This window comes from Thermosporothrix sp. COM3, assembly GCF_059696735.1.
The window spans coordinates 2,432,846-2,454,244 of sequence record NZ_AP019376.1 but is presented as its reverse complement, the minus strand read 5'-3'; the positions used below and the strand labels follow the sequence as shown (position 1 = coordinate 2,454,244).

Below are 21,399 nucleotides of genomic sequence, written 5' to 3'. Positions count from 1 at the left end.
TATATTGCGGATAAAGAGAAAGGTGGAACAATGATGGGATACCAGGAGGAGATTACACGCGTCGAGGGCGACCGTTTTCCTGGGAAAACCTACGCTGAAGTTGTGCTGGAACCGGCCTTCAATGAGGCAAAGCGGCACTTGCTGGCCCCGATGATGGCGATTCATAAAGCGCATTTGATTATGCTCTATGAACAGGGGCTGCTCACATTCGCGGAAGCACAGCAGATTGCTCGCGCACTCCAGGCTCTCGATCTGGAGGAGTTTCGTCAGAGCGAGTATACCGGCGAGTATGAAGATCTCTTTTTCCAGGTGGAAGACCGCCTGCTGCACATAGCGGGCGAGATTGCGGGTAACCTGCATCTGGCAAGAAGCCGTAATGATATGGGGATCGCGATTTATCGGATGGTCCTGCGCGAGAAGCTCTTAGGCTTGCTGGATGAGGCGCTTGCGTTCCGGGATCAGCTTCTTGCATTCGCACAGGATCATGTAGAAACCTATATGATCGGCCATACCCATACACAGCAGGCGCAGCCGACCACGATGGCACATTATATTGTTGCCGTCACCGATTTGCTCGAGCGTGATATCAAGAGGCTGATCGGGGCCTATGAGCGTTGTAACCGCAGCAGTATGGGGGCGGCGGCTCTGACGACATCCGGCTTTGCAATCAGTCGTGAGCGGATGATGGAGCTGCTGGCCTTTGACGCCTTAATCGAGAATTCCTATGATGCGATTGCCGGGGCCGACTATCTTGCCGAGATCGCAGCTACCACCCAGGTCGCAGCGATCAATATGGGCCGAGTGGTGCAGGATCTTCTGCAATGGTGTACACAGGAATTCGCGATCCTGAAGGTTGCCGCGCCATATGTACAGATCAGCTCGATCATGCCTCAGAAGCGTAACCCTGTTTCCCTTGAACATTCCCGGGCACTGCTTTCAAGCTGCGTGAGCAATGCACAGACGGTCGTTCATATGATGCACAACACCCCCTTTGGCGATATCGTTGATACAGAAGATGATATGCAGCCCTATCTCTGGAAGAGCCTTGATCTGCTTGGGCGTCTCTATCATCTGCTCTCCTGTGTCATTGGAACCGTGGAGGTCAACAAGGAGATCCTCTTGCAGCGCTTGCAGGGAAGCTTCGCGACTATTACCGAACTGGCGGATACGCTGGTGCGTACAGATGGCCTTGCCTTCCGGACCGCCCATCATATTGCGAGTGGCGTGGTGAAGGTGGCGCTTGAACGCGGGCTGGCGGCGAACGAGATCACGCTTGCGCTGGTCAATGACGTGGCACAGGAGATTATCGGGCGCCCGCTTTCGCTGACAGAGGCCGGGTTGAAGCTGGCCTTAGATCCAATCCACTTTGTCAAAATACGCAGTCTTCCGGGTGGACCAGAGCCAGAGGAGATCCGGCGTGCTATTGCCAGCCGCCATGAGCAGCAAGCAACCTTCAAGATCTGGCTTGCGGAAAGGCGAAACAGAATTGCCGCCGCTGAAGCCCTGCTTGACGAGACATTGCAGCGCTGGAATAGAGGAGAAGAGGCACGGTGAGAATCCCTATCCTGGCGGTAGATGGCGGCGCGACAAAGTGTCTGGCGGTGTTGGCTGAACAAGACGGCTCCTGGAAAGGAGCAGGAAGAGCTGGCCCGGGAAACTATCAGAGTGTCGGTATCCAGGAGGCTGAAGAGAATGTGACGCTGGCCGTTCATGATGCCATTGTTGCGGCTCAGATAGAGGAGCCATCTCTTGAGGTTGCTATTGCCCTGTTTGGCATGGCAGGGCTGGATACCGTGCATGATCGTGTGGTGATCAAGCGGCTGGTCGAGCAGGCATTACGCAAGAATGGCATTCGTGCCCGGCACCTGGTCATTGAGAATGATGGTTTTGCTGCTCTGGTAGGGGCAACCGGTGGAGAGGCCGGGGTTCTGGTGATTGCAGGAACCGGTTCGATTGTCTTCGGCCTCAACAAGGCGGGTGAAAGCGCACGGGCTGGCGGTTGGGGGCATCGGGTAGGCGATGAAGGAAGCGGCTATTGGCTGGGAAAAGAAGCGGTGCGTGCGATTCTCCACGCGCTGGATGGTCGAGGACCAACGACACGCCTGAGTGAGATAATGCTGGCGAGTTTACAACTCAATCATCCGACGGAACTGATAGATTGGGTCTACGGCGCTTCGTATTCTATCGAGAAGATGGCGGAACTCTCGCGGGCTGTGGGCGAAGCCGCCCGGCTCGGCGATGAAGTTGCCCGGGCGATTCTCGGGCAGGCAGCGAAGGAGCTCTTTGTCACGGTACGTGCCGTCATTGATACGCTTCAGATGCGGCAGGAGACCTTTCCAGTTATTCTTCAAGGTGGTATTTTACAACATGAGGAACTGGTGCGCTCTGCCCTGGCCGCGCATATTCTGGCCTATGCACCGCATGCGTTTCTCGATACAGCAAAACGCCAGCCAATTGAAGGGATTATCGCTAAGGGGACAGCGTTTCTGCAAACAGCGAACAATGTGTGATAGAGAGAAAGATGATGTAAGCCGGAATAACGGTAAAGAGATGTGAAAGCAGGAGAGGGACTGCCCGGGCGTATGCTGTCCCTCTCCTTTTTGATGCCCGGTGTGCTATTTTCTGAAATCGAACATGAGGAGTTGTGTCGTCTGGTACAAGACGCTTCTCTGTTTTTGAGGTATCATACTTCTATGCTATTGATGCAACCTGTGAATGAAGGAGTATGAGCATGGGTAAAGTGTCAACCGGGTTTTCCATGTCGCTAGATGGTTTTGTTGCCGGGCCAAATGATAGCGTTGAGCATGTTTTTGCCTGGATGTCTCAGGGAAATGTTGTTTATACCGCACGAACAGGGAAAAGAGAGCTTGAAATGCAGATCTCAAAGCAGAGTATCGAGCTGCTTGAAGCTGCCAAGAACTCGATAGGGGTGCTGATAGCGGGGAGACGCCTGTTTGAGATGACCGGCGGATGGGGCGGCAGACATCCGTTGAACGTTCCAATGCTTGTGGTGAGCCATCGGCCTGCACCGGAATGGGTTGGGGAGGATTGGCCAATGACATTCGTTTCTGATGGGCTTGAGAGCGCCATTGCACAGGGGCAAGCGATTGCCGGAGAGAAGAAGGTTGTTGTGGCTTCTACGACGCTGGTTCAGCAGTGTCTCAACGCTGGATTGCTCGATGAAATTCATATTGATCTGGTTCCTGTTTTGCTCGGAAGCGGCGTTCGTCTGTTTGATCATCTGAAGGTAGCACCTATTGAACTGGGGAGTCCATCTATTGTGGAGGGCATCGGAGTTACCCATCTCACGTATCAGGTCAAGAAATAGCCTCGGGGCGAGCTCCAAAGGAAGTTGGTATGCCAGACGCACACCAGCTTCCTTTGCTTCCCTGTCTGAAAGGGCGCATCATGCTGCTCGTCAATCGTTCTCGCTGTGGAGCAGCGCACAGAGCATGCTTCCTTCGGGATGGGAACCTTCGTTGATGGGCTACCATGCAACGGGCAGTGCTGCCAGGCTCCGTGAGTTCAGACTGAAGTTCCAGACGATATTCTCGCGTGGAGTGTTGAGCCGCAGGTTCGGGAAACGTTGAAGCAGCGTCGTAAACGCAATCGATCCTTCCAGCCGGGCGAGCGGCGCACCCAGACAGGTGTGAATGCCCTGCCCAAAGGCGACGTGACGATTGAGTGTACGCGCAATGTCCAGCTCCTCGGGGTCTGTAAACTGGCTCTCATCCCAGTTCGCTGAGAGCAGGATAGGGAAGAGCACATCCCCTTTCTTGATCTGTTGCCCGCCAAGCTCAATATCCTCGGTGGCAAAACGCGGGCCCGCGATTGTTGCCGGACCATTGAAGCGGAGCAGCTCTTCGACCGCCGAAGGTACGAGGTTGAGGTCTGCTTTGAGTTTTGCCAGTTGCTCGGGATGATCGAGTAACATCAGGGTGCCGGTTGCGATCAGGTTCGAGGTTGTCTCGTGGCCGGCAAAGATCAGCAGGGTGATCGTTGAGAGCAGTTCCGCCTCGTTGAGCCGATCCCCTTCCTCTTCAATCGTGATCATATGGCTGATGAGGTCATCTGCTGGATGCTGCCGCTTGTGCGCCACGAGGCGAGCGGTGTATTCGCCGAAGGCGCGCATATTTTCCTCAACCTCGGGATCGCGTTTGCCCACACCCAGGCCATGCGCCAGCGTATCCGACCATTTGCGGATGTGAGGCCAGTCGGCTTGAGGGACTCCGAGCATCTCAGCGATAACGTTGATGGGCAGAGGAAGAGCATAATCTTGAACCACATCCATCTGTTCTTGCGCCTGGACCCGGTCAAGCAACGTATCGGCGATCTCCTGTACGCGAGGACGCAAACCTTCAATATATTTGGGCGTGAATGCTTTGGAGACCAGCAACCGCAGGCGTCGGTGATCTGGCTCATCAACCGTGAGCATCGTTTTAGAGGTAAAGAAGGTCGGCGCGTCGGAGGCAGAAGCGGTATTACGTCCGAAGAGGTGAGCAACTCCGATGGAACTGGGATCAACTGTGAAGTGAGCATGATCTTTAAGCATCTGCACCACTTCTTTCATTCGGGTAATGGCCCAGACCCGCTGCTCTCCGAGAGGAAATGGAAGCGGGATAACGGCTCCCTGTGCGCGTAGTTGTGCCAGCACTGCAAAAGGACTCGCGACAATGTCCGGGTTGGCGCCGGTAAACAGACTCAATATATCTTGCTCGGATACTGCTTGATTTGGCGTATTCTGCATACGGAAATCCCCTTTGTTGTGTGTATTCCTGCTACAACGGTTGGTCCCCTCCTTCGTGCAAGGCCGCAGAGGAAGGGATGTATCAGATCACGGGTGGTGCTTCACTCCGGAAGCAGTGTCTCACCCGTGAGGATTGTAATAAAGCTGCATTATCTGCCTGAAAGCCTGAGAGTCCTGTCTGATAAGGTTCTCGGGAGTTGGAGCGGTTCAATCTTGCTATATGCTCCGTTTTATCTATTTTTCATCTGAAATCGCTTACGTTTTTGATACTGCATGAGCAGTTTTTTATAGCATACCGGCAACAGGGTGCGAGGCCGCTGCATGGTCCAGAGCAGTCGAGTACCGTTTCTTTCTTTCTTTCTTGAAATACCGGCCATTGTGGCAAAAATTCATGATCAAATGGCATGATCATGTAAAGCCAACAGGTTGATCTACTCTGTAGTCGTACTGCCACTCAGCACGTCTATTCTCATGCTCTCTCTCGCTTCGTGAGCTCTACGCTTCCGGCCTGGCTGGCTCTGTCATCAACATAGCCATCAAGGAATGCGTGAGGCGCTCAACTAACTCATCGAGCGAACGATATGTCTCTAGCAGGTCCATAGCACTGATAAATGCGCCCATAATGATCACTGCTACCATGTTTGGGTCAAGATCCTGACGAAAGACGCCCTTTTGTGCTCCCAGGCGAAAGAGCTCCCTGGGCATTTCCAGGAATTGCATCCGTATCTGTGAGACATAGGAGGGGTCCATGAGTTTCATCAGGCGAGTGTCACGGAGCACACCACTCAGGGGTTTATATTGATCTTGTAAGCGTACTCCGGCTGAGAGGAATGCTTCAAGGGCTGCACGAGGGTTATCAGGATGAGCCTGCTGCGCCGATCTGAGTTGTGTCAAAGCATCCTCAATCGCACTTTGCAAAATCGCACGGAGAAGGTCTTCGCGATTGGCAAAATGCCCATAGAGTGTGCCTACCCCGAGGCCGGCCTGTGCCGCCACTTCGCTCATTTCAAGCTCTAGCCCATGCTCTGCAAAAATTGCTAATGCTGCTTTCAGAATTCGCGCACGATTTGTCACAGCATCCGTACGCTTTGTCGATCTCTTTGTTGACGCCATTTGCTGGTAACCCCCTTGATGCTCCTCAGAAGTGACAATGGACCTGAGAAACCAAAGTCGAATTCATATTCAGAATATAACGCAGGGAAGCACTACTGTCAAGGGGCGCTTTGGGGCATGAGGAGGAAGAGAGTTCGAAGGGCCTGATAGATCCCTCTGCCTCTCGCCTGTCCTATTGATTTTCAGGGCGCTTGAGCAAGGCAACGTACACAATCAACTGATCGCTTCAATACAGATGAGCGATGGCGGCTGACCTATACCTTGCTTGCATGATATACATTGTTTTGCTTTTGGAGAGAATAGTTTCTCGTACGGTTCTTTCGCTGACGTTGAGGCTTCCTGATAAGAGTTCAACGAGATGTGTTTCTCATTTCGTTCACAGCGGCGAGGGCATTCCGGGTAGAGGTTAGAAAGCGCTGATCCTCTTTGGCTTCTCGTAACTTCAATGCTTGCTCAAAACAGGCCTGTGCCTCATCAAGTTTCCCCTGCTCGACATAACAGCGACCTCGATGGTGCAAGACGAAATCTTCAAACTCCCGTACTCCATAGGTTCGCCCTTTCTCGAATGCCTCCTGGAAGAGCCGCTGTGCCAGTTCGCGCTTACCAAGATACTGCTGAGCGGTTGCGAGGTTGAGCAGGTTTTCGATCTCGGACGCCTTTTCGCTCTGTTCCCTTGCCATAGTGAGAGCCTGTTCGATGAGAGCTATAGCGTCAGCTTCTTTCCCCAATAAGAGGATATCACCCCCAAGCCAGGTCAGAAGTTGGAGTTGTTGCGCCTCGTCCTGAGTGAGTCTAGCCTGTTCTAGCTGCTTGCTGTCTTGTTGAACTCGTGTGAGCACCTCTTGAAGATCAGGTGGTTGGTACCGCTGAAAAAATGGTTGTGTTGTATCCATAGTATTTCTTCCTTGCGCATGCTGAGCAGCGTTTTGATGAAGGATGTCTCCTGCTTGCTGGCCCATTCTATAGGAGAGCTATGGCGTATGTCAATTCGTGAGAGAAACAATTGAGCAAGCCATCTTCCCCTGCTACAGCGTGCAGAGAGCATTGTTGCTCCCTGTAGACGATATAGAGTGATGCCGGTTTGATCGCTAGAAGCATCACTGGCAAAGGGCAGCCATCCCTCTATATTGTATGGTGTTATATGGTGTTGGCTCTTCGCAAAAAGAGGAAGGAGATAGCCAGAGCAGGTACTGAAATGAGCAAAAGGGTTGAATGGGACATATGCCCCATGCTTTGCCTGTGCTCTTGTTGCTATGATGGCTACATAGGAAAAGAGAGCACAGGATCATCATACCAGAATAGGAGTAGCATTCTATGGTTTCTTCGCCTCCCGTCAAGAAGCGCTTTTCCCCCGGCCAGGCAGTGCTTGTGCTAGGGGGGATGACTGCATTTCTCGTATATGCAGGGCTGTTTATCATCTTTTGTCTCATTCAGTTTGTATTGCATTGGGGGGATCCCTTCCGGAATGGTACGGTAGTCGATTCTCTTGCTGGATCAGTAGCTGTAGCTATATTGAATATGTTGTTGTGGTGGCTATTCGTTGTGCTGCCAAAGTCGGCGGGCAAGGGGGTTGCAACAGTGGCGGGGCTTCTCTGTGGCGCGATTGGTCCAACTGTGCTGGCACTTGTCAGCCTGTTCTTTGGCTGGCTGATACGTGGCTACTTTTTGAACTATCAGGGTCAACCGTCAACAAGCTGGCAAGATTTCTCCTGGCCGCTGACCGTGTGGCCAATTTTCTACACAGTGATCTTTGGTTGGTTGACATTGCTGATCTGTATTCTCCTGAATCGGTGGATGGTGGGGCAGATGGATCGATAAGAAACGAGCGTGAAGCAGAAAAACGATGTTTCAGGAGAACCGCGCTTCTCTTCAACGGAGAGAAGCGTGATCTCGCAGCTATCCGGGTTACCATGTCTCGACAAGCCAGTCATCGAAGCGTGGTCTGCTCATGTCCCTCTATGCCGGGCGCGCTTGACACCGTGCTCCTTCGTATGCTATTATCCGGAGACAGTAGAAAGAGAATAAAAAGCAAAGAAAGAGTATGAAGCAGATGGTACAACAACAGATGCCGGTTGCCTGCATCTGAGTCTCTATGGTCTGTTTAGCGGTATACCTGCACTGGGGGCATACTTGGAACGTGGTTGGTTGATAGATCCGCAACAAGGGGAGGTCATCCCAGACTCTACTATAGAGCGAGATTGCTTGCCGGAATCGCAATGTTTTTCACTGGAGGCCAGCGTTCCTATCATGGCGATCCATCGCCGGCGTGCATATCTCAGCCGTGCGGCTCGCCAGCTCCTGACTATATTAACCACACTACCAGCGAACTCCAATAACCTTCCTCAACTCAAAAATACCGAGGCTAGGAGAGAAGGCGGGTAAAAGGCAGGTGCTGTGTCTTCTTGCGGATGTACAGGAAAAGAGTAATGCGCTTACATACAAGTGGAGAAGCCTGAACAGATCAGTTCAAGGTATGCCTGCGCTCTGTCCTCCTCGGAAAAAGGGACCTCTTGTTGTTTCTCGCCCGCATGTCCTCGTGGCTAGAGAGGGGAGATAAACCCTGTCCTTAACTTCTTGCGAATGCTGTCCAGTTGGGGAAGCAACAGGCGAGAGCATCTATTAAGTCTGTAGCACGAATATAGGGGCTTTTTATTATTAATTTCTTCTTATATCTTTCTTGAGATTCTAAGTCGGCACTACTTCTATAGTCAAAAGAGATATTTCTATCTATCGTTTTGGTGTTTTTCTATAATATAAAGAGGAAGATATGAATAAGTAGGATGAGCTGGCGAAAATACAGGAGAGGTTGGACATGCAAGTAGAGAAAAATGACAGGGAAGTTGCTGGTGAGGTAGTAGCATTTGCTATCGCTGGTAATTTGAATCGACTCCTTTCAATTGCTGTTCGTCTCCGAATTCCTGATATATTGCTGGATGGTCCCCGGTCAATTACACAACTGGCGCAACAGACAGGAGCGAATGAAGGGGCTCTGTATCGGATTCTGCGGGCACTGGTGTCTATTGGCTTTTTTGAGGAGCAGGGAGCTCGCTCTTTTGGGAACTCAGAGCGATCGCGATTGCTCTGTGAAGAGGTAGAAGGGTCTTTACGCGATTTTGTACTCTGGGAGCAGGCAGATTGGCTGAATAAGGCCTGGACCGCCTGTGAGCATACGGTGCGCACGGGCAGGCCCAGTTTTAATTATGTGTATCGAACCGACTTCTGGACCTGGTTAGCTGAACACCCACATATCCGTTTTCAGTTTCATGAATTGCTGAAAAGTTCTTCGCTGCCGCCGGATCGCTTGCTGTCTATGTATGATTTCTCAAATGTACAGAAGATGGTTGATGTTGGTGGGGGAGATGGGACTGTGTTATGTGGCGTCCTCAAGGCCTATCCCTCGATGGAAGGAATCCTGTTTGATATGCCTGATGCACTTGTGAACGCACAACACGTTGTGGAAGTTATGGAGGGAGGGGATCGCTGTCACTTGCAGGCAGGAAATTTTTTTGAAGCCATTCCTGCTGGTGCGGATCTCTATTTCTTGCAGTCTGTTTTACACGATTGGAACGATGAGGACTGTTTGAAGATCTTACGAACATGTCGGAACGCGATGTCCAGCAGATCCAAATTGTTGCTTGCTGAGCGCATCTTTCCTGCTGAAAAGGCGCCGATGGAGGCTGTCTGCTTTGATCTGTGGATGTTGTTTATCTTCGGGGGTAAGGAGAGAACAGCAGAAGAGTTTCGAGCACTGTTAGAGCTGGCAGGACTGAGGGTAGAGCGAGTGATTCAACCGGAAGCATCTGTGCATGGGCTTATCGAATGTACGCTGTGAACGAAAGACCAAGTATGTCAGGAAAGGCGGAGGTTGCTAGCTATTCTTGCAGCTTTGTCATAGAGAAAGGATACGTTGATGAAGGCATATACGCTGGCAGAATATGCCTCGCAGGAGGCAAAACGTCATCCTCATACGTTTTTTGCGGTGCATCATCAGAGTGTGCCGCTTTCTTGTTTTACCCTTCCTAATGGTCTGAATGGGTGGATCGTGACGGGCTATCAAGAGACGGAGCGTTTCCTGAAAGATCCTCGCTTGACGAAAGATCTCTCGACGATCTTCACACGAGAGCAGATCAGGCAGTATTATCCAGAAGTGTTTCTCTGTTTGACAAAACAAATGCTTAATGTTGATCCTCCAGAACATACGCGCCTTCGTGGGATTGTTGCGCATGCTTTTATACCTCGGGCTGTTGAGCAACTGCGAGATCGAATTCAGCACATCACGGATATGCTGCTTGACGCGCTCGCAGAGCAGAAGGAAGTGGATTTCGTCAGCTCCTTTGCTTTTCCGCTTCCGATAATGGTGATCTCCGAAATACTGGGTATCCCTGAAGCATTGCGTCAGCCGCTGCATGCCCTGTTCCAGACCCCGCTTGCGACTACCGCTGATCCAGACACTACCTCGGAAATGCATCCCGATCTGGAAATGACGCTCCTGGACTATTATAAACAGCTTCTCGCTTTCAAGCGTGCTCATCCGGGGGGGGATTTGGTGAGCCAACTCATCCATGTAGAGAAGCAAGCGCTCTCGGAGCAAGAGTTGATGAATACCATCAATTTATTGATCGGTGCTGGCTATGAGACCACTGCCCATCTCATCGGGACTGGTATGCTTGCTTTGTTACAATATCCGGATCAAATGCAGCTTCTGCGAATGCACCCGGAACTAATAGAACAGGCTATAGAAGAGCTGTTACGCTATGTTTCCCCGGTATCCATCCTCACGGAGCGCTGGTGTCGGGAGGACATGCACTATGCGGGACAGCAGATGCAACGGGGTGATCAGGTCTTTATCTCCTTATCTGCTGCGCACGTTGATCCTCGCAGTTATTGTCATGCAGAACGTTTAGATATTCTGCGCAAGGAGCAGAAACATCTTGCTTTTGGGAAAGGAACTCACTACTGTCTGGGCGCCTCCTTAGCACGATTAGAGGCACGGATTGCGTTTACCACGCTATTGAGGCGCTTCCCTCGGATACGATTGATGGCTGACCCGGAAACGCTTCCGTGGTGCCCCTATTATCTCTTCCGGGGCGTGAGCTGGCTCCCGGTGCGTCTCTCAGCGTAATGTCTCCGCTGGTGGCAGGAAAATGAGGATGAGCCCTGCTGAGCTCCTTGAGAGAGGCGAAAGAGGTAGAGTAGCTCTTCTCTACCTCTTTTCTCCTGGAATAGAGCCATAATGAAGTCAAAAAGGCTAGTCATCCTGCATTCTGAAGGGCCAGTAGTATGCCAGATATATAGAAATAGTTCCTGTAACAGGTCTTTTGTCCACGTAATTGTGCTCAGTTCATATACAGAGATAGCTATACAATCACTTACAGTATCGTTTCTAACGGATGTGTAGAGTAATATAAGTCTTGCGTGCAATCATAGTGTTGGGTGTGACATTATTGTACGGATGTAACATATATAGAAAATATATAGTATAATAGAAAAGTTATAGCATATCCTACTTCTACAAGTAGAATGCCAGAACAGAGTAGAGGAATCCAAAATGCTGACCGGCAGATAGTTCTTGCAACATTCTGATGTCTGTTTCCAGTCTGCTATAACGGTAGTTGATCGGATGCGAGAGAGGGAAAGGCACATAAATAGAAAAGCGAATAGTTCTTCTTCTAGAATAAGATGAACATTCGGAGAGAAAAATATTTTTACTATGTAGAATGTTCGTTATGAGTGAATAAAAATGAAAATTATTTTTTGTAAGTAGATGAGGAATATGGGAAATGTTGTATACTAAATGCTGTGAGCGAGTTTCCTTTTATTGTGAGCTGAGAAAAAGTCGTAGCGCATACGTTCAAAGCAGAAGAATGCCTTGAAACCTGTACTGGATCTCCGTGAAGCAAAGGCCATATATCCCTGCATGATATGCTACAGATAGGAGAAAGATATTGAGTAATTTTATCCGCCGCCTCTTCTCTTTCCCCCTTATTCAACTGCTTCTAGAAGTTGCGGGATTTCTGGTGATACTTCTGTTACTCTCCCCATTGTTTTCTCTCTTGCCACATTCCTACTATTCTAACCTGCTCTCGAACTGGCTGGTTACCTTGCTACTCATTGGCTGGTTTCTTGTAGCAGGCTTGTTTCTGGAAGGCCAGTCTGTGACGGAGATTGGATTATCAGGGCGTACCGCACTCCGCGATCTTTTGCTTGGTTTTGGGTTGGGAGGCGTTATGATGACAGCGATTATCGGCGTCCTGGCACTGGCAGGCTGGTATCGAGTGACGGGTGTAGAATCGGTTACGGCGGTTGCTCTGCCGTTACTGGCAGCCTTTTTGATCTTCTGTGCCGCAGCGCTTCAAGAAGAAATTGTCTTTCGTGGGATGATTTTTCGTCTGCTAGAAAAAGTAGCTGGTTCCTGGATAGCTCTCATTCTCAGTGCTCTCATCTTCGGCCTCTCGCACCTGACAACCCCTCATGCCACACTGATTGGTGCTCTCGCTATTGCAGCCACGGGAGGGATTGTGTCTGCCAGTATCTATATGCTGACACGTAATATATGGGGTGTCTTTGGGCTCCATTGGGCCTGGAATTTTTTTGAAGGCCCGATCTTTGGAACTGCCGTTTCAGGTCACAACACACCGGTTCTATTCCATTCTGTTACCTCTGGACCAGCGCTATGGACAGGAGGGAGCTTCGGGCCAGAAGCAGGACTGGTCACCGTGCTTATCGGCTGCGCTGTGGCGCTGGTGCTGCTGATTTTTGTCGTGCGTCGCCGATGTGTGCTGATCCCGGGCTGGTTACGCCGCATACAGCCGACTCCATCAAACTCTTGATATGGGGATAGATGGGCGTTGTCAGGCATAGAATGACGCGACACGCAACCTGAGGAATCAAGAGAGAGGAAAATAGCCCCTTCTTAACTAAAGGTTTTGCGGGTAGAGAGATATTCACCTGCTCTTTTGTGGAGAAGACACAGCGTCTCGCCTCTGCCATTTCTTTGCTTCAAGAGATGCCAGATGGGTGAGACAATCAGGTTAAGGGCAGGTTATGGAAACAGGAGCTTACCTATTGCGGCAGAAGGCCGCTGGCTTCAGCCAAAGGGATGGATGGCGCAGGAAGCCACCAGAGTCAGACAGTTCCCCTTTGCGCTCTCCCTCAACTCGCAGGCCCGGCAAGCTGCCGCTGACCGGGCGTGGGCTGCCATCTCCCGCTTCTATGAGCATTGTCGCCTCAAGACACCCGGCAAGAAGGGGTACCCTCAGTTCCAGCACGATTGTCGCAGTGTCGAGGACAAGCAGACGGGCTGGAAGCTGGATCCTGATAAGGTGCACATTCGCTTCACTGATGGCTGTGGCATTGGTCGGCTGCGCCTCATCGGCTCTCGTGACAGCATGGCCTTTCCCCTCTCACAGATCAAGCGGGTGCGACAGCTCCGGCGGGCCGATGGCTATTCTTGTCAGTTTGCGGTGGCAACCAGTCGACGCGTTGAGCATCAGCCCTCAGGCAAGCAGGTGGGCATTGATCTGGGGCTGCGTGCCTTCTTCACTGACTCCGAAGGTAACACCGTGGCTCCACCTCAGGATCTCCGCAAAGCGGAACGGCGGCTCAAGCGGCTGCATCGTCGGCTCTCGAAGACGCAGAAACGCAGTCGCAATCGGCGCAAAGCCCGTCAAGCCCTTAGCAAAGCGTCTCTCAAGGTGCAACGGCAGCGCGAGGATGTCGCCAGAAAGCAGGCGAGCGCGCTCATCTCGTCTCACGACGTGATTGCCTATGAAGCCTTGCAGATCCGCCATCTCGTCAAGAACCGCCATCTGGCCAAGAGCATCGCTGATGCGGCGTGGGATCGCTTCCTCTGGTGGGTGAAATACGATGGCACGCTGCATCGTGTTCCGGTGATCGGGGGGGAACCGGCCTCCACCAGTCAGGACTGTTCTCGTTGTGGACAGCGGGTCAAGAAGAGCTTGAGCGTGCGTACCCATCTGTGTCCCGGCTGTGGGCTGCTCCTCGACCGAGATCACAATGCCGCCTTGAATATCTTGCAGAAAGCCTTGTCTGGTACCGTCGGGCAGACGGGAACCGACGAGGGTGCCTCGTCGAACGCTTCTGGACAGCCTGCCGCTACGCGTCGTCGCACTGCGGCGCCGTGCAAGCAGGCTGGATGAAGTAAGAATCCCCGCCCTTCTGGCCTGGGGAGTGTCAACTGTTCTCCATTGTTTCAATCGTTTAGATGAAGGGCGTCTCATGTGCACAGAGATAATGATGTGCCGGGGCCATCCATCGCTCGGCGGGTGCTACCTGGATGACTACGCTTGTGGCTCGGAGGCTACAGGTGCCGCGCTAACGGAAAAGGCTTGATTCATCCCACGTTGTTGCCATTAGAGGCAGGGCTTGCTGAGAAGTAGAAACGTGTGTGGCTGCTTCTCTAACGCTGACAAGCATGCTCCTGGCATCTATAAGGCTATGAGAGGAATATACCTGTCTCAGACAGTTTTGTTATGAAGCAGGGGTGTATCCGCGTTGCAGTAGCTCTTGCAAACGTTGATGTGAGATCGCATGTACCACATGCCCGTCTCTTCCATCTGTTGTTTCTGCTGCAACTAATGCATTGTACACCGCCTCTTCAGTGGCCTCCACCGCGCCCTTAAATAGATTGTTCAGTATGGAGGTATTCGCGTTTGTGTATCCCTCAACGAGAACCTGAATGTTTGTTTTTGTTCCCGCAGCGGCTTCAGAAATACGATTTCCGTTTGAAAACGCAAGAATGATCTCGCCGCTGGTATCGCCTGCCAGGGAGCCAGTTCGTGCCAGACCGAGCGCGGCTCGCTTTGCCAGCCGTTTGCATTGCAAAGGATGGAGCGGGGCGTCTGTTGCCACAAGGACGATGCAGCTTCCCTCTGTGATCTCAGGTGCAGGAGGCTCTTGTAGCAGCCGTCCGACCGGGATACCATCAATACAGAGCCGCTCTTTGATACCAAAATTCGTCAACACCAGCACCCCGACCGTATATTGTATGTCCTCTCCTTCGATGATGCGTGAGGCGGTTCCGATCCCTCCCTTGAAGTCGAAGAGGAGCATCCCGGTCCCTGCCCCAACACACCCTTCGGCAACTGGACCCCCTGTAGCTTTATCCAGTGCAGCATAGACCTCGTTACGTCCAAGAGCCTGACCAAAAGAACCATCAAGATAACTATCGTCACACTCCGCAACTACCGGTAGAATGGCGGTGAACCCTTTCTCTCTGCCTCCGCGCTCAAAGAGATATTGCGTTGTCCAGTGATGGACTGCGCCCACATGATTGGTGCCTGTCAACATGATCGGACCAGCCAACACACCCCACTCTTCAATCACAGAGCGACCCGTCACTTCACCAAAACCATTCAACGCAAATATTCCTGCATAGATACGCTCTTGAAGCGCGTCACCTGCATGGGGCCAGATGGCTGTTACCCCTGTGCGCCAGGGAATACCATTGACCTCTTTCCTTACCGTTGTATGTCCGACTTTTACTCCCGCCACATCAGTGATGGCATTCAGTGTTCCCGGGCGCAATAAACCAGGATGCACCCCAAAATCGCGGATACGTACCATGATTCGTCCTTTCATCGTTAATCTGCAATAGAAACTCCAGCAATACTTATGGTATCATACATACACCCTCTATCTCTGCCAGGAGATCCTTTAAAATGCTTCAAAGCGAGCGGGTGGGCTCTCGTTTGCCCTGTTTTAGTAATGTTGCTGGCGCTTTGCAATAATACATGGTAAAGATATTCTGCTCCAGAACAGAGATAATTGAAATAATAAATGTAAAAAAGTATATCTGAATATAACCAAAAGTTATAACTAATGGAGGCAGAGGGATAGAGAACATTCATATGGCTGATATGTCTGGAAGAGAGCCTTAGAGGGTCAGTAGCAGCTCTCTTCGGAATGTATCCCGAGGCTTTGACTACAGCCAGAATTCAAGGGGGTCAATGCAGCTTAACGATCCCTCCCCTGAAATATTTGGGAAGAGCTATTTATGAACTGAAGTACGGCATTTTCAGCTACTTCACATGCAGTAGTCTCCCGTCTCTTTTGCAATGACCCTTCTCTAGTAAGAGTATATCACCAAAAGAGGGTATAACTCGCCCTTATTGGGCAGGTTCTGCCCACAACAAGGGGCGGATCAGGGACACATGAGCGAAGGGGGGCGTTGCCACTGGTCGCAGCATGCAGGGAGTTTGGCATCACAGGCTTATTTGTTTGATAGGCGAGCAATAACCGGTGCGAACGCTTCCATGCTTTCCTCATAGATGCCCAGATAGGAGAAGCCATACTGTTCTCGAAGCCGGTACACCTCCTCGCTTATCTGCTCGACGGTTCCCATCAAACAGTGCGGGCTTTCAAGAATTTGCTCCGCAGTCATTCCCGCGAGGGGTGCGAATTGCTGTGCTGTCCCGGCACGATCATCCGTGATGAGCGTCAGAAGCACTGTAAGATGTAATTCGATCTGTGAGAAGCGCTCTCCTGCTGCCTGACGTATCCACTCGATCTTTCTTTGTGTGGCCGCAGGGGTAGTTGTCGAGACGATTGGCTTGATGGTGTCAGGGACGACCCGTGCTGTAATAGCAGCAATAGATGCCTCACGTCCGGCAAGTGACAGAATGCGCTTCCCTGAGCCTCCGATCAACAGCGGAAGTTGCGGCTCTTGAAGCGGCTTGAGAGGCGCTCTGAGATCCTTGATCGTATAATGGTTGCCCGAAAATGTTACCGGTTCTCCTGTGAACAGAGCTTTCATAATCTGAACGGCCTCTTCCAGCCGCTCGACACGTGTCGCACCTGCGTCGAAAGATAATCCTATTTGCTCGTACTCGCTCTTCAGCCAACCGGCCCCGATGCCGAATTCAAAGCGTCCTCCGGAAAGGATATCGAGTGTTGCCGCTTCCTTTGCCAGCATTACTGGATGCCGAAAGTCATTGTCAAAGACGTAGCTCCCGACGCGCAGAGTGCTGGTTGCTTCAACAGCGGCAAGCAGCGCCGGGACGGGAGCCAATGGTACACCTATATGATCTGGAAGCAGCAGCGTGCTGTAGCCCAGTTGTTCCGCGCGTTTTGCCTTCTCTTGCAATTCTTCCTTTGATTGCGCCTGATGGATCATCACACCGAAACGGAAGGAACGGGTAGTCATCTTTCTTGCTCCTTTTGTGCTTTGCTCTTCTGAGGCCGGGTGGAGAGCGGAAATAGACAAGCCGATGCTACAAACAGTCTGAAAGAAGCTGTACTGGTATCATTTCAAGTATAACGTATGCTGCCCAAATGCCGATAGCATATGACCCGAGGCAGAGGGTATGACGTGAGAACGCCGAAATCGATCTGGAAGCAGTGTCCCCATGCCGTCTGGATTCGGGTACACCTTGTTTTTTCATAGCGAACCGGATATATTCCCTACAAGGGGATAGTGTCCGTCGCATTGACAGGCGACTTGAAGAAGAAATCACAAGGATGAGAGATATGGAAGCCTATGAAGCCGAGTTAGAGCGCCAGTTACAGCAAATCGTACAGGAGATTGAAGCATGTGGCCTTGAACAATATAAAGATGCTTTGTTAGCCAGGCGCCAGCCAGCACTGAAGATTCATCTGGAGCTTGCCGAGCAGCTCCCTGTCGGTAGCTCCAAAGTGGGAGGTATGCCTGATCTCCCGCCTGATTTTTCCTATCCCACCTTGATCGAGGATTATGGAGATGTTCCCCGGGGAACGCCGCTAACCTTTCTGGCTCAGTATCGCTTGCAAGATCTAGCCTCGTTTGCGTTCGCACGTGAGGTGCTTCCGTCAGATGGCATGCTCTATTTCTTCGGGCTTGGCTTTCAGTCTGGTGATGTCGTGTTGACAGATTGCGGACGCGTAATCTACTGGCGGGGCGATAGCGCTCGCTTGCAACCCTATGCAGTGAGCGAAGGTGTGAACACCTATCAGCAGGCGAAAATCCACTTTGAACCTATCTGGTCATGGGGGTTCCATCTCCTGGATGAATCTCTACCAGCGGAATGTGATGAGATCACTGACCGTTATACTTCTGAACCGTTGCATCAAGCTCTGGGGATCCCGACTCCCATTCAACCGTCTGATCTCATGGAAGATGAGGAGCAATTGAAGCAGCATGTACTCTTGCTTCAGCTTGACTACGTCCCAAAGATCGGTCTGAACTTCGGTGATGCAGGGACTGCGTACTTTCTGATCCCTAAAAAGGACTTGCGGGAGTGCAACTTTGCGCACGTCTGGTGTGAAGATGCATGTTGCTAGCTACGCTGTTGAGGACATTCTTTCCGCGTGTACGCGCCTGACTCGCTGCTCTGCATGCCATTGTGCTTATACAAATGCGACTTCTTTTCCGGGCTGCTCAATATGTTGTGAAGGGGTACTCTGGCAACAGAGCGTTCTGTTCGTGCGACTCGCTATTGTAGCATGAACGGAGTTTGATGGTATTTCACGAGGTTGATACGCTTGTAGTTCCTGATTCTCTTCTATCCGGGCGTTCGGACAGTGTACACGTCAAAAAAGTCAGTCCGGGATAGGGACCGGTTGCGCAAACAGGATAGCGAAACAAACCTCAAGGATTTGCTGTACTTTCTGCTCGTGTGTGAGGTCCCCGAAGGCTTCCTGTTCAATGACAGCGCGGCTGATGAGCCCGACAAACATGCTGAGCAACGCGGCATCAGCAATAGCCCGAACCGGCTGTGTCTGGCGTAGCTGTGTAATCAGTCTGGTAAGGGTACGCCCTGGCGTTTGCATGTCTGCACCGTAGAAACTGGCTTTCCCTTGAAGGAGTATATCCTGTTGTACTCGTACGAAGCAGAAGGCATGTTCCTGCGGATGGAGCAGCCCCCAGGAGATAAAAGCCCGCCCGATCGCCGTGAGCTGGTGAAGTGGCTCTGGTTTGGCCTCATGGTATGCGCGAAACATTGTCTGATTCAGTGCAGCCATGATCTGTTGAATCAAGGCTATCGCGACCTCTTCTTTGCTCTTAAAATGGGTATACAGGCTGGCTTTCGACTTGAAGCCTGCTGCCTGACGAATATCGTCTATCGAAGTACTATCATAGCCTCTGGCACTGAACAATTGGAGGGCGACGTGCAAAATGAGGGCACGGCTATCTGAGCGCGTCTGTTCGGGCATTGCCTTCCTTCTTTCGGGTGTACGTTCGTTCGGTTATTTTCAGGATACTCGAAAAGGGGGCCGCTGTCAAGAGGTGAGCACCAGAGCTACCCGCTGGCTTTTCGTTTATCAGCAGGGCGAATGGATGAAAGCCGCTTGTGGCTTTTCACCGGCTGTAGCAACCTTTCTCCTAATATCGGGTGTTGCCGATATCACCGGAGAACAGATTTCCTTGACACTGAGGAGGCAGTTCAGCGTTTTGTGGCGGAAGGAGGGACAAGGGCCGCAGTGACACCTGCCAGTAGCCCACTTCCCTCCGGTCCTGCACGATCATGCGCAGGAAGATTCTGGAAGAAGGAGAAGCGATATCATGCCTGTGACACCGCTTCTCAGGCTGCCTGGAAATATCTGTGTGAAACGCCATCACCTGGCGCCCACGTATTAATTTCTGGCTGCCATAAGACTGAGAACATCCGCTTTGCGGGCGCTACTTTGTCTTCTTTGTCGCGGTAATAGCACCGCCAGGCTGAATGATGATTGCCTCCGTGATTGTTCCCGACTCATCTCTTTTGAACTCGATACGGGAGCCCGAAAGCCCTTTGACCTGAAATTCTGTCCCCTTGTAGGGTACGAGTTCAAAGGCTGGCTGACCTGGCATGGAGACGCTCAAGGTGTGTTCGCTCTTGAAGGCGACAATCATTTGCATGTCCATGACCTCGTAGATTCCGGTGAAGGGCTCAAGGAAACTCTTTTCTGTCATCTGTTTGTTCGGCACACGCTTGAAGACGATGTCTTTAACCGCTGATTCCATTGGCGCACTGAGGGTATCAATATCGCCGCGGGTGTTGGTAAAGAAAGACATTTTTATGGTGAGGTCGAATTTCTCAACAGTGGCATCGAAGACGTCGTAATGGTAGTGCTTGAGCGGAAGTTCCATCGAGTTGAATATGACCTTCAACTGACCCCCATTCTCCGTGATCGAGATGGTCCCATAACCGGGATGCTCAAAGTCGCCGGTGTAGGCTTCGAGGGGATGTGATGGTGATGTTCCCTGAACGCGGTCTTCCTCGCTTTTTTCCTTCCCCTTTGTTCCTGCCGCCTTCATCTCATCAAATTCCTTCCGGAAGCGCTCATTCCAGGGGACTGCTTCCAGCCCAAGCAAGCGATCAATGATGTTATATGTCAGGATAGAGGGAACCGGGTTCACCTGGAGGTTAGTAAGCACGACAATGCCAATATTTTTCTGTGGCAAAATGGTGACAAGCGAGCTAAAGCCATCGATATTGCCGCCATGTTCAACCATTTTGTGGCCCCGATAGGTATGGAGGAACCAGCCCATGCCATAGGTTGAGTTGGTCAGTTCGGCGTATTTATTTGTCTCTGGCATGACCATTTGTGGCGAGTGCATCTGTGCTATCTGAGCTTCAGAGATGAGTTGGGTTTCACCGATTTTACCCCCGTTCGTTTGGAGCGATATCCACCGACTCATGTCCTTGATGCTCGAAACAATCGCTCCGGCTGGCGCGATGGCTCCCTGTGCCGCATAAAAGGCCATCTCCTTTACTTCATCGTTCAGATGAATATAAGGATGGGAACACTGGCCCTGTTCTCTCGCTTGCTCAATCGAGAAAAAGCTTTGTGTCATGCCCAGAGGCTCGAAGATGCGCTTCTGTACGAACTCTTCCCAGGTCTGACCGGTCAGCTCTCCCACCAGATACCCGGCAACCATATACATCAGGTTCTGATACTGCCAGAGCTGGCGGAGATCCTTATTCGGTTCGAGGTACTGTAGACGATCAAACAACTCTTTGCGTGTGTGCGTGGAGTTGTACCACATCAGGTCATGGCGAGGCAGGCCGGAGCGGTGCGATACCAGATCGCGGGGCGTCAGTCGCTCGGTGGCGAAGTTGTCATATAGCTTAAAGGAGGGGAGGTATGCTTTGACCGGTGTATCCCAGTCTAACCGGCCCTCGTCTACCAGAAGAGCCATTGCTGCTGTTGTGAAGGCTTTTGTACAGGAGCCGATGGGGAAAAGTGTCTCGGATGTCACCTCTAACCCCTCAGCTCTATTGCGTTGCCCGAAGCCCTGTGAGAGAAGAATTTCGTCATTCTGAATGATCGCGACAGCGGCGCCCGGAACCTTCCAATCCTGAAGAATGGAGTGTACGAAATCTTCAAAATGTGCTAACGGTTTTTTCGCCTCGGATTGATTCATGCTTGTTGCTTCCTTTTTCTTTGTTCATAGAAGAGTTTAGTGAGTTTCTTTTATAGAATGGAGATATTTGCTGCGCTTATATAGAAAATTTATCATATAAAATGGATTATTGTCAATGAAATTGGCAAGAAAAATCAAAGGAATAGTAAAAATTCAATCGCGGGCAGGCTGGATTCGGGAGATGCTCTGCCTGCTA

General features: G+C 51.4%; 16 protein-coding genes. 9 read left to right on the top strand and 7 right to left on the bottom strand.

The genetic code is table 11. The annotated features are described in order from the left end of the window. Positions 1-33: 33 nt before the first annotated feature. The 3 genes from argH to KTH_RS10565 all read left to right on the top strand — a co-directional run bounded on the left by argH (position 34) and on the right by KTH_RS10565 (position 3,328). Positions 34-1,554: an argininosuccinate lyase gene (argH, locus tag KTH_RS10575; protein WP_497623216.1), complete on the top strand. Its 1,521-nt coding sequence runs from the start codon at positions 34-36 to the stop codon at positions 1,552-1,554. After that, positions 1,551-2,510 carry an N-acetylglucosamine kinase gene (locus tag KTH_RS10570; RefSeq protein WP_497618415.1) on the top strand — a complete coding sequence of 320 codons (960 nt, stop codon included), beginning with the start codon at positions 1,551-1,553 and terminating at the stop codon, positions 2,508-2,510. The genes argH and KTH_RS10570 overlap by 4 nt, the downstream gene beginning before the upstream one ends. A 221-nt stretch (positions 2,511-2,731) precedes the next feature. Then, complete coding sequence (locus KTH_RS10565) at positions 2,732-3,328, top strand: dihydrofolate reductase family protein (RefSeq protein ID WP_497618414.1); 597 nt, start codon at positions 2,732-2,734, stop codon at positions 3,326-3,328. Between the two features lie 159 nt (positions 3,329-3,487). Here KTH_RS10565 and KTH_RS10560 read toward each other — a convergent pair whose 3' ends face one another. From KTH_RS10560 to KTH_RS10550, 3 genes are all read right to left on the bottom strand, one after another. Further along, a complete protein-coding gene (locus KTH_RS10560) occupies positions 3,488-4,747 on the bottom strand; it encodes a cytochrome P450 family protein (RefSeq protein WP_497618413.1) in 1,260 nt (419 codons plus the stop codon). Between the two features lie 495 nt (positions 4,748-5,242). Then, positions 5,243-5,860, bottom strand: coding sequence for a TetR/AcrR family transcriptional regulator (locus tag KTH_RS10555; RefSeq protein ID WP_497618412.1), 618 nt, complete (start codon positions 5,858-5,860; stop codon positions 5,243-5,245). 350 nt (positions 5,861-6,210) lie between these two features. After that, positions 6,211-6,753, bottom strand: coding sequence for a tetratricopeptide repeat protein (locus tag KTH_RS10550; RefSeq protein WP_497618411.1), 543 nt, complete (start codon positions 6,751-6,753; stop codon positions 6,211-6,213). A 421-nt stretch (positions 6,754-7,174) separates the two neighbouring features. On the opposite strand from KTH_RS10550, the gene KTH_RS10545 reads away from it, so the two are divergent. The 5 genes from KTH_RS10545 (at position 7,175) to KTH_RS10525 (ending at position 14,019) form a co-directional block, all read left to right on the top strand. Continuing rightward, positions 7,175-7,678, top strand: a complete 504-nt coding sequence (locus tag KTH_RS10545) for a hypothetical protein (RefSeq protein WP_497618410.1) — start codon at positions 7,175-7,177, stop codon at positions 7,676-7,678. A gap of 994 nt (positions 7,679-8,672) precedes the next feature. Continuing rightward, positions 8,673-9,692: an ArsR family transcriptional regulator gene (locus KTH_RS10540; protein WP_497618409.1), complete on the top strand. Its 1,020-nt coding sequence runs from the start codon at positions 8,673-8,675 to the stop codon at positions 9,690-9,692. Between the two features lie 78 nt (positions 9,693-9,770). Beyond that, the gene (locus KTH_RS10535) at positions 9,771-10,982 is read left to right on the top strand and encodes a cytochrome P450 family protein (protein ID WP_497618408.1); all 1,212 of its coding nucleotides are present in this window, start codon (positions 9,771-9,773) and stop codon (positions 10,980-10,982) included. Between the two features lie 823 nt (positions 10,983-11,805). Further along, complete coding sequence (locus tag KTH_RS10530; protein WP_497618407.1) at positions 11,806-12,690, top strand: CPBP family intramembrane glutamic endopeptidase; 885 nt, start codon at positions 11,806-11,808, stop codon at positions 12,688-12,690. Positions 12,691-12,873: 183 nt separating this feature from the next. Beyond that, positions 12,874-14,019, top strand: a complete 1,146-nt coding sequence (locus KTH_RS10525) for an RNA-guided endonuclease InsQ/TnpB family protein (protein ID WP_497618406.1) — start codon at positions 12,874-12,876, stop codon at positions 14,017-14,019. Between the two features lie 331 nt (positions 14,020-14,350). On the opposite strand, the gene KTH_RS10520 is transcribed toward KTH_RS10525, so the two are convergent. Together KTH_RS10520 and KTH_RS10515 are read right to left on the bottom strand one after the other, a co-directional pair. Beyond that, on the bottom strand, positions 14,351-15,445 hold the full coding sequence (locus KTH_RS10520) for a DmpA family aminopeptidase (protein WP_497618405.1): 1,095 nt from the start codon (positions 15,443-15,445) through the stop codon (positions 14,351-14,353). Positions 15,446-16,091: 646 nt separating this feature from the next. Then, a complete protein-coding gene (locus KTH_RS10515; RefSeq protein WP_497618404.1) occupies positions 16,092-17,024 on the bottom strand; it encodes an LLM class F420-dependent oxidoreductase in 933 nt (310 codons plus the stop codon). A 323-nt stretch (positions 17,025-17,347) separates the two neighbouring features. On the opposite strand from KTH_RS10515, the gene KTH_RS10510 reads away from it, so the two are divergent. Beyond that, positions 17,348-18,136, top strand: a complete 789-nt coding sequence (locus tag KTH_RS10510; RefSeq protein ID WP_497618403.1) for a YwqG family protein — start codon at positions 17,348-17,350, stop codon at positions 18,134-18,136. A gap of 258 nt (positions 18,137-18,394) precedes the next feature. Here KTH_RS10510 and KTH_RS10505 read toward each other — a convergent pair whose 3' ends face one another. Both KTH_RS10505 and KTH_RS10500 read right to left on the bottom strand, forming a co-directional pair. Further along, positions 18,395-19,009, bottom strand: coding sequence for a TetR/AcrR family transcriptional regulator (locus KTH_RS10505; RefSeq protein WP_111324435.1), 615 nt, complete (start codon positions 19,007-19,009; stop codon positions 18,395-18,397). A gap of 466 nt (positions 19,010-19,475) precedes the next feature. Further along, a complete protein-coding gene (locus KTH_RS10500; protein ID WP_497618402.1) occupies positions 19,476-21,203 on the bottom strand; it encodes a serine hydrolase in 1,728 nt (575 codons plus the stop codon). Positions 21,204-21,399 lie beyond the last annotated feature (196 nt).